Annotated in this window: 12 protein-coding genes; all 12 read left to right on the top strand. The window is 32.7% G+C overall.

Going from position 1 to position 9,180, the window contains the following annotated elements; translation table 11 throughout:
• The first annotated feature begins 43 nt into the window (after window positions 1-43).
• On the top strand, window positions 44-376 hold the full coding sequence (locus tag BSF41_RS19850; protein WP_095931236.1) for a translation initiation factor: 333 nt from the start codon (window positions 44-46) through the stop codon (window positions 374-376).
• A gap of 128 nt (window positions 377-504) precedes the next feature.
• Complete coding sequence (locus BSF41_RS19845) at window positions 505-1,374, top strand: nucleoside phosphorylase (RefSeq protein WP_095931235.1); 870 nt, start codon at window positions 505-507, stop codon at window positions 1,372-1,374.
• 11 nt (window positions 1,375-1,385) lie between these two features.
• Window positions 1,386-1,826, top strand: a complete 441-nt coding sequence (locus BSF41_RS19840; protein WP_095931234.1) for a DinB family protein — start codon at window positions 1,386-1,388, stop codon at window positions 1,824-1,826.
• 5 nt (window positions 1,827-1,831) lie between these two features.
• Window positions 1,832-2,224, top strand: coding sequence for a VOC family protein (locus BSF41_RS19835; protein WP_095931233.1), 393 nt, complete (start codon window positions 1,832-1,834; stop codon window positions 2,222-2,224).
• Window positions 2,224-2,700 (top strand): DUF4265 domain-containing protein, encoded by a 477-nt coding sequence (locus tag BSF41_RS19830; RefSeq protein ID WP_095931232.1) that lies wholly within the window; start codon window positions 2,224-2,226, stop codon window positions 2,698-2,700. Before BSF41_RS19835 ends, BSF41_RS19830 begins: the two co-directional genes overlap by 1 nt.
• 179 nt (window positions 2,701-2,879) lie before the next feature.
• Complete coding sequence (locus BSF41_RS19825; RefSeq protein ID WP_095931231.1) at window positions 2,880-3,731, top strand: substrate-binding domain-containing protein; 852 nt, start codon at window positions 2,880-2,882, stop codon at window positions 3,729-3,731.
• Between the two features lie 19 nt (window positions 3,732-3,750).
• Window positions 3,751-4,683, top strand: coding sequence for a transglutaminase (locus BSF41_RS19820; RefSeq protein ID WP_095931230.1), 933 nt, complete (start codon window positions 3,751-3,753; stop codon window positions 4,681-4,683).
• A gap of 215 nt (window positions 4,684-4,898) precedes the next feature.
• Window positions 4,899-5,270, top strand: coding sequence for a hypothetical protein (locus BSF41_RS19815; protein WP_250836136.1), 372 nt, complete (start codon window positions 4,899-4,901; stop codon window positions 5,268-5,270).
• A gap of 206 nt (window positions 5,271-5,476) precedes the next feature.
• On the top strand, window positions 5,477-7,063 hold the full coding sequence (gene abc-f, locus BSF41_RS19810) for a ribosomal protection-like ABC-F family protein (RefSeq protein ID WP_095931228.1): 1,587 nt from the start codon (window positions 5,477-5,479) through the stop codon (window positions 7,061-7,063).
• A 146-nt stretch (window positions 7,064-7,209) separates the two neighbouring features.
• Window positions 7,210-8,262, top strand: coding sequence for a linear amide C-N hydrolase (locus tag BSF41_RS19805; RefSeq protein ID WP_095931227.1), 1,053 nt, complete (start codon window positions 7,210-7,212; stop codon window positions 8,260-8,262).
• A 126-nt stretch (window positions 8,263-8,388) separates the two neighbouring features.
• Complete coding sequence (locus BSF41_RS19800) at window positions 8,389-8,706, top strand: helix-turn-helix transcriptional regulator (RefSeq protein ID WP_008464153.1); 318 nt, start codon at window positions 8,389-8,391, stop codon at window positions 8,704-8,706.
• Window positions 8,707-8,710: 4 nt separating this feature from the next.
• On the top strand, window positions 8,711-9,178 hold the full coding sequence (locus BSF41_RS19795) for an SRPBCC domain-containing protein (protein WP_095931226.1): 468 nt from the start codon (window positions 8,711-8,713) through the stop codon (window positions 9,176-9,178).
• Window positions 9,179-9,180 lie beyond the last annotated feature (2 nt).

Here is a 9,180-nt window from a genome sequence, read left to right as displayed (position 1 = left end):
TAAATATCTTTATGCTTGAAATTTATTTTTAGAATAAAAAAATATGGACTTTAAAGATCAATTAAAAAACTTATTTCCAGATCACCTAGAATCGAATGAACCTGAACAAGTTGAAGAACAAGAACACGTTCTTTATGTTCAGAAAGAGCCAATGATTTGTAAATTTGAAAAAAGAAAAGGAAAACCAACTACTATAATTGAAGGTTATGAAGGCTCTGATGAAGATTTTAAAATCTTGGCCAAAGAAATTAAAACCAAATTGAGCGTTGGAGGAACTTTTAAAGACGATTCGATTATAATTCAAGGCGATTATAGAGATAAAATTATGGCAATCCTAAAAGAAAAAGGATTCAAAACCAAACGTGTAGGAGGATAAAATTCCAAAAAATAAAATCCAAATTCCAAATTTTCTAGATTTAAAAATGAAAATCAAAAATTAGGTCTTGGAATTTGGAATTTAAAAATTGAAATTTAAAAAATAGAACCTTAGAAACTTAAAAAAAAATGATTCAATCATCAGAATTAATACTAAATCCTGACGGAAGCGTTTACCATTTAAACCTTCGTCCTGAACATATAGCGCACGACATTATTTTTGTTGGTGACCAAAATAGAGTAGAAAAAATCACTCAATTTTTCGATTCAATCGAACATTCTGCTCAAAAAAGAGAATTTAAAACACAAACAGGTATTTATAAAGGAAAGAGAATTTCGGTAGTTTCTACAGGAATTGGCCCTGATAACATTGATATTGTACTAAACGAATTGGATGCGTTAGTAAATATTGATCTGAAAACGCGTCAGCCAAAAGAAAAATTGACTTCTTTAAATATTATCAGAATTGGAACTTCGGGTTCTTTGCAGGAAGATATTCCAGTTGATAGCTTTGTAATGTCAAAATTTGGGTTGGGATTAGACAATATGCTTCGCTCCTATTTAATTGACGATGTTTCTATTACCGAAATTGAAGATGCATTTGTAGCACATACGAACTGGGATCCAAAAAAAGGAAAACCTTACGTAACGCAATGTTCTGAAAAATTAGAAAAACTAATAGAATCAGATAAAATTTTTAAAGGAATTACGGCAACAGCTGGAGGATTTTACGGTCCTCAAGGAAGAGTTTTACGTTTGAATATTCAAGATGAAGAATTGAATAACAAAATGGATAATTTTAGTTTTAATGAAACTAAAATCACTAATTTAGAAATGGAAACAGCGGCAATTTACGGGCTTTCGGCTCTACTAGGTCACAATGCTTTATCGCTTAATGCTATTATTGCAAATCGTGCTAGCGGAACTTTCAGTGAAGATCCGTATAAAGCAGTAGATGAACTAATTGCTTATACATTAAATAAATTAGCAGGAAACTAATTAACATCTTGATGGAAAGTGTTATTCTCAAATTTGAACAGTTATTGAATGAGAATGTAAATTATATTCCAACAATACAGAATGAAACTTTAGACGCAAAAAATCCTGGTAAATGGTCTAAGAAAGAGGTTTTAGGTCATTTGGTAGATTCTGCAATCCATAATCTGGTACGTTTTACAGAGATTAATTATTCGGAAAAACCATATCGTCACAGACCGTATAATCAGATCGAATTAGTAAATTTAAATCAGTATCAGAAAACAGATATTAAGGAACTAACTCAGTTGTGGTTTTCATTAAATAATCAGATTGTTAGAATCATGAAATCTGTTGACAAAAATACTTTAGATTATAAAATCATTTTAAGCGATGAATCTGTAATTGATTTAAGGTTTCTGATGACCGATTATGTAGAGCATTTAGAACATCATATTAATCAAATAAAATCATAGCATTTATGTTTTTACGATTGGCACGACATACGAATGATTTAGAAAAAATGGAGAATTTTTATGTGGATATACTCGGGTTTGAACGATTGGGCGGATTTGAAAATCATAATAATTATGATGGCGTTTTTATTGGAAAACCAGGCTTAGACTGGCATTTTGAGTTTACGCAATCTAAAGTCACGGCCAAACATACTTTTGATGAAGATGACGCAATGGTATTATATCCTAAAACTATTGCAGATTATGATAAATTAGTAAATAAATTAACGCAACAGAATATTGCAGTTATACCTTCGCTGAATCCGTTTTGGAATGAAAACGGAAAAATGATTCAGGATCCAGATGGCTATAGAATTGTAATATCACCTTTAAAAGCTGTAATTAGCGAAATTGAATAATGGAACAGGAAACTCATAAGAAAATATTATTTAAATACTATAGTGATTATCTAGATGAAGTAGTGTCTGAAACCATGTGGGCAGAAATTGTAGATCTAGAAAAAGGACTTTTTAAATTGGATAATATTCCGTTCTTTGGACCTTTGATTGCTACGGATGACATTTTTTATGCAGAATATGACGAAACAGAAGAACGTTTTATGCATAGAAAAACGATTCAGAATTCTGGAAACTCAATTATTCAGGTTGCGGTTTTAGAAAAGGGTTTTGATAAAGAAATCATTCGGGAGAAATTAAAAGCGCTAAATTGTCTGTCTGAAGGATTAAATGAAACATTTTTTGCAGCAGAAATTACCAAAGACATTGATTATTCTTTGGTAAGAAGCCTTTTGAACGAATATGAATCACAAGACATTATTGAATTTGCAGAACCTTGTCTTTCAGAAAAGCACAGAGCAGATTTATTAAAAAATTAAAAATAAAATTTAACTTGAACACGTAAGACATAGCTTTTAAAATAATAGAAAAACCAAACTTTAAAACATAGCCATGTTTGTATGTGTTGAAACAATTTTGACGAACAAAGAAACTAACCAAATTTAACCATAAGATTACGCATACGCATACCAAGCAACTTAACTTAAACTTAAAATAAATGAAAACTGTCAAAATTGCGGGTGTTCCGGAACACTTCAATTTGCCGTGGCATCTATGTATCGAAAACGGCGAATTTGAAGAAGAGAACATCGATTTACAATGGACAAATGTACCCGAGGGAACCGGGAAAATGTGCCAAATGCTTCGGGACGGAGAAACAGATCTTGCTGTTATTTTAACCGAAGGAATTCTAAAAGATATTTCAGCTGGAAATCCGAGCAAAATTGTTCAGGTTTACGTACAATCTCCTTTAATTTGGGGAATTCACGTTGATGCAAAATCTGATTTTCAGACGTTGAAAGATCTTAAAAACAAAAAAGCAGCTATTTCGAGATTAGGATCGGGATCGCAATTAATGGCTTATGTAAATGCAAATGAGCAAGGCTGGGAAATGGACGATCTTGAATTTGAAATTGTAAATACTATAGATGGTGCTGTTGATGCTTTGACGAATAAAAAAGCCGATTATTTTATGTGGGAACGTTTTATGACTAAACCACTTGTAGATAAAGGTGTTTTTAGAAGAATTGACGACTGCCCTACTCCTTGGCCTTCATTTATTATTGTAGGACGCGATGAGTTCTTAAAAAAGAATGCAAAAGCAGTAGAAACGATTCTTAAAATCATCAACAAAACAACGGTTGATTTTAAAGAAATCCCAGAAATTGACAAGAAATTATCTAAACTGTTTAATCAAAAAGCAGAGGATATTAAAGAATGGTTGAAACTGACTCAGTGGTCACAGAAAAATTTGACAGAAAAATCTTTTAATAAAATTCAAAATCAATTATTTGATCTGGGAATTATTGATAAAAAAAGTATTTTTGTAGAAACAGTAAAAGCATTGTAAATACTGCTTTTTGATTCGTATGATGAAATTCCCTAAAATTGACTTACCTCATTTAAAATCCAAACTACAGGTGAAATCGCCGTGGGATAGGATTATTATTTCGCTGTTGAGTCTTTTGATCACAATACCGATTTTCATCATACTGCATCAAAATTTGATCGATTTAGAATGGGCATTCAATCTAGATCGTGTATTCATCTTTATTTTTGTTTTTGCAACTGTGTTTTTTCTTCTGATGTATCTTAGAACAATTATTATTCTGTGTGTTGCAGTTTATTTGTTGATTCTATTTTACGGATCGGTAATTGGAAATTATGGTTTTAACGAAATCTCTGAAGATTACAATTCTATGATTTACACCATGTCAGACAATCCGTATCCGCAGGATATTATTGTGGCAAAACTGCTTCCATTTCCTAATAAATCAAAGATTTTAAATGCTATTGAATATCAAAATCCTAAAGTGCGAAACTTTGCTATTATGGCAACTACAAAGCATTTTAAAGGCATTAGAGGCTATTCAGATTATCGTACCATAATTCAGTGTTTTGCTGTTTTTAAAGAAATAAACGGCAGATGGAATTATGTAAACGATCCAAAAGACGGTGATTATATCGCAACCGCCAGCGAATCACTTGAGTATTTCTCAGGCGATTGCGATGATCACTCTATTTTGATGGCTGCTGCCGTGCGCTCTATTGGCGGAACTCCTCGCCTTATTCATACCAAAGGGCACATTTATCCCGAAATTTTAATTGGTTCGATGATTGATCTAGAAAAAGTCAATTATTTAATCAAAAACGTTCTTTTTGTAAAAGAAAGCTACGGCAAAAAACTACACTATCACATAGACGAGCGCGGACAGGTTTGGATGAATCTGGATTATACCGCAACTTATCCTGGAGGTCCATTCATGTACGAGGAAATTTTAGGAGCTTTAACACTTAATTAGTAGCCTCTAAAAGTCAGTTTGTCCAATTAAGACGATTTTAATCGTTAACTCGTAACCAACTGGTTATCAGTAAAAGTCCCGAAAACAAAGACTTTCTGTATTAAAAGCAATTCATTTTTAGAAGTAAAAAAAATCTTTATAAATATTTGATTACGAATATTTTAATGTTATTTTTTTTTGTAACTTTTTCCTGTTTAACTTTTAATCACAAAATCATGAAAAACTCAAAATTATTTACCCTCGTAATTGCCATTGCTGTCGTTGTATTAATTGTTTCATGTCATCGTAAAAGAGACAAGCTTGTGAATTCATGGAAAGTTAGTGCTGTAGAACCAAAAGAAACCGTTTCTGATTCTACAAAAAATGCAATTTTAACCAATGGGATGCTTACTTTTACTGAAGACGGGCATGTTACTGGATATTTGCTTCGTGAAATCACAGACGGAACTTACGCGTTAAGCCAAAAAGGTAAAAAACTTGTTATTAAAGACGAAGTTGGAACACCATATGTTTGTGAAAGCACGATCACAGATGATAAATTAATTTTAGATACCAAAGAAGCCAAACTAACATTTGATAAAATTTAGAATACAAATTACCTTGTAATTTGATACAAAAAACCATTCACTACAATTGTAAAGAATGGTTTTTTGATTTTTAAAACTAAAATAAATATCTTTGCATTTCTTAAATAAGCAGTGCTGTATGTGAAAAATAATTTCTTTCAGGAAAATTGAGTAAGCGATCACGATTTTGTGATGGCTAGAATATTTATCTATAAAAGAAAGGAATTATGCTTATTCTTCAAAATATCTCTTATCAGCATGAGAATAAAGACATGCTGTTTCAAAACATTGGCTTTACGCTAAATAATCACGACAAAACCGCTTTGGTCGGAAATAATGGTGTCGGAAAATCAACCTTATTAAAAATTATTGCTGGCGAATTACAACCCTTTTCAGGGCAAATCATTCAAGATTCTAAACCTTATTTTGTTCCGCAATTATTCGGTCAGTTTAACAACTTGACGATTGCTGAAGCTTTACAAATAAAGGAAAAAATAGCTTCACTTAAAGAAATACTTGAAGGTGTAGTAACCGAAGAAAATCTTCAATTACTGGATGATGATTGGACAATTGAAGAACGCTGTAATGAAGCTCTCTCCTATTGGCAATTGCATGATCTGGATTTGAACCAGAAAATGGAAACCTTAAGCGGCGGACAAAAAACAAAAGTATTTCTGGCTGGAATCATGATTCATGAACCCGATTTGGTTTTATTGGACGAACCTAGTAATCATTTGGATTTTGCGGCAAGAACATTATTGTACGATTTTATCAAATCGGCCTCAATCACGCTTTTAATTGTAAGCCACGACAGAACTTTGCTTAATGTTCTGAATAAGACTTTAGAAATGACAAAAAATGAAATTTTGGTCTATGGTGGCGGTTATGATTTTTACAGCGAACAGAAAAAAGTAGAAAATAATGCTTTAGAACAAGACGTTCAGAGCAAAGAAAAGGCATTGAAAAAAGCGAAAGAAAAAGAACGAGAAAGTATCGAACGCCAAAACAAATTAGATTCGAGAGGAAAAAAGAAACAGGAAAAATCGGGTGTTGCTAGAATTATGATGAATACGCTTCGAAATAAAGCCGAAAAAAGCAGTTCAAAGATCAAGGATGTTCATGGGGAAAAAATAAGCGGCATTTCTGAAGATTTAAGAAACCTGCGTTCGTCGCTTCCCGCTATAGATCAAATGAAATTTGGTTTTAATAACACTTCTTTTCTTAAGGGAAAAACCCTTTTTAAAGCTTCAGAAATCAATTATAGTTATGGCGAGAAAGATCTTTGGAATGAAAATCTAAGTTTTGAAATTCTGTCTGGTGATCGCTTGGTAATAAAGGGATTAAATGGTTCGGGAAAAACTACTTTAATTAAAATTATTCTGGGCGAGTTGAATCCAATAAAAGGGCAAATTACTTCTTTAGCAAAAAAAGCAATTTATATTGATCAGGATTATTCTTTATTAAATCAAAACTTGAAAATTTATGAGCAAGCTGAGATTTTTAACGATTCTGGTTTGGAAGAACACGATATCAAAATGAGATTAAATCGTTTTTTATTTTCTAGAAATGATTGGGACAAGCCTTGTAATGCGTTAAGCGGTGGCGAAAGAATGCGTTTAATGCTGTGCTGTCTAACGATTAGCGACGAAGCATCAGAAATTATCATTCTAGATGAGCCAACAAACAATTTGGACATTCAAAATATCGAAATCCTTACTGCGGCCATCAATGAATACCAAGGCACTTTAATTGTGATTTCGCACGATCAGTCGTTTTTGGAACAAATTAATATCGAAAAAAGTATTTCACTTTAGAATCAAAAAAATTAGCGCTAAGAATTCTCTTGGCGCTTTTCTTTTAGTATTAATTTGATATTCAAAATATTGAATTAAAATTTCCGTAAATTGCAGTAAAAACTGATGAAATTCAAATTAAACGTTTAATTAAAATTAAAAATTTTATGAAGCCAAAAAACAGAATTTTTCCCGCCCTACTTGCATTTACTTTATTAATAACCGAAACTGTTCTTCCTTGTACAAGAGTTGTTTACGAAGGTTTGAACGGAACAATTATTACAGCACGTTCAATGGATTGGCGTGGAGAAATTCCTGCCAATTTATGGATTTTTCCTCGCGGAATTGAAAGAGCTGGAGAAGCTGGAACGAGTTCTATTAAATGGAAATCCAAATACGGAAGTGTCATTACGAGTTCTTGGGATATTGCTTCTTCTGATGGAATGAACGAAAAAGGACTTGTAGGGAATCTTTTGTGGCTGGTAGAATCGCAATATCCTGCATTTGAGAAAAACGGAAAAGTAAAAGGTTTGGCTGTTTCTTTATGGCTTCAATATGTTTTGGATAATTTTTCGACTGTTGCAGAAACAGTATCGGCATTAGAAAAAAACGATTTTGTAATTGCCTCTTCACACATTCCAGGAACCAATATTTTTGCTACGGTCCATTTATCTATTTCCGATTCTAGTGGAGACAATGCCATTTTTGAATATATAAATGGCAAACTGGTTATTCATCATGATAGAAAGTATGTGACAATGACCAATTCTCCGATTTTTGACCAGCAATTGGCTATAAATGCGTATTGGAAAGGAATTCCAGGCACAATCATGCTTCCAGGAACGAACCGTGCAGCAGATCGCTTTGTACGAGCTTCCTATTATATTGATGCAATCCCAAAGACTGATAATACAAGAACGGCCTTGGCTAGTGTTTTTGGTGTAATTCGAAACTGTTCTGTTCCTCTTGGGATTTCGTCTGAAACTGAACCTAATATCTCCTCTACGCGTTGGAGAACGGTAGCTGACCAGAAAAACTTGGTTTATTATTTTGACAATGTTTTAAATCCGAATGTTATTTGGGTCGAATTCAGTAAAATTGATTTTAGCGAAAAAGGAAAAATCAAGAAATTGAGTCTCGCCAATAATGAAAACTATGCGGGCGATTCTCTTCTAAACTTCAAAGAAACAAAACCTTTTCAGTTTGCTGGTTTAGATTAATCTTAATGAAAAGCATACGTAAAACCTTCAAATTGAAAAGTTTGAAGGTTTTCTTTTTGAAAAAAACTTAAAAAAATATTGTGCAGTCAAATGACTTCATTATATTTGCAGTCAAATAACTGCGCAATGGAAATTAGAAGAGACGTTTTTCAAGCAATAGCCGATCCTACTCGAAGAGCTATTTTAAGTTTAGTTGCTATTCAGGCAATGACTCCTGGGGCAATTGCCGAGAATTTTAATTCGTCAAGACAGACGATTTCAAAGCATATTCAAATTCTAAACGAATGCGAATTATTGCATCAGACACAAAACGGAAGAGAAATTTATTATCATTTAAATCCTGAAAAAATGAAAGAAATTGACAAATTCATCGAACCCTTTAGAAAAATGTGGGATGATCGTTTTAATAAGTTAGAATCAATTATGAAAAACTACAAAAAATAAAACCATGGAAAAGAAAACCAAAATTCATGCTGAAGATGACAGGCACGACCTCGTAATTACAAGAGAATTTGATTTGCCTGTAGCATTATTATTTAAAGCTTATGAAGATCCTGAAATTGTAGCGCAATGGATGGGAACAAAAGTTTTGAGACTCGAAAATAAAAAATACGGCGGCTGGGAGTTTGAGACAAGCGATGCTAATGGAAATGTAGTTTTTAAAGCCAATGGTGTTATTCATGATTTTGTTCCCAACCAAAAGATAGTGCGCACTTTTGAGATGGAAAATATCAATTTTGCGCCTCAGTTGGAGTTTCTTGAATTCGAAAAACTAACAGATGACACGAGTAAATTAACGATGCAGATTATTTACAAATCGATCGAACATAGAGCGACGCAATTGAAACTGCCTTTTGCTCAAGGTTTGAATATGGCACATAATAGACTAGAAGAAATTGTAACTAAAATAAAATAATC

The sequence above is a fragment of the Flavobacterium sp. ACN2 genome (assembly GCF_002303885.1).
GTDB lineage: Bacteria > Bacteroidota > Bacteroidia > Flavobacteriales > Flavobacteriaceae > Flavobacterium.
The sequence above is the reverse complement of the archived record's forward strand: the minus strand, read 5'-3'. Positions and strand labels throughout refer to the sequence as shown.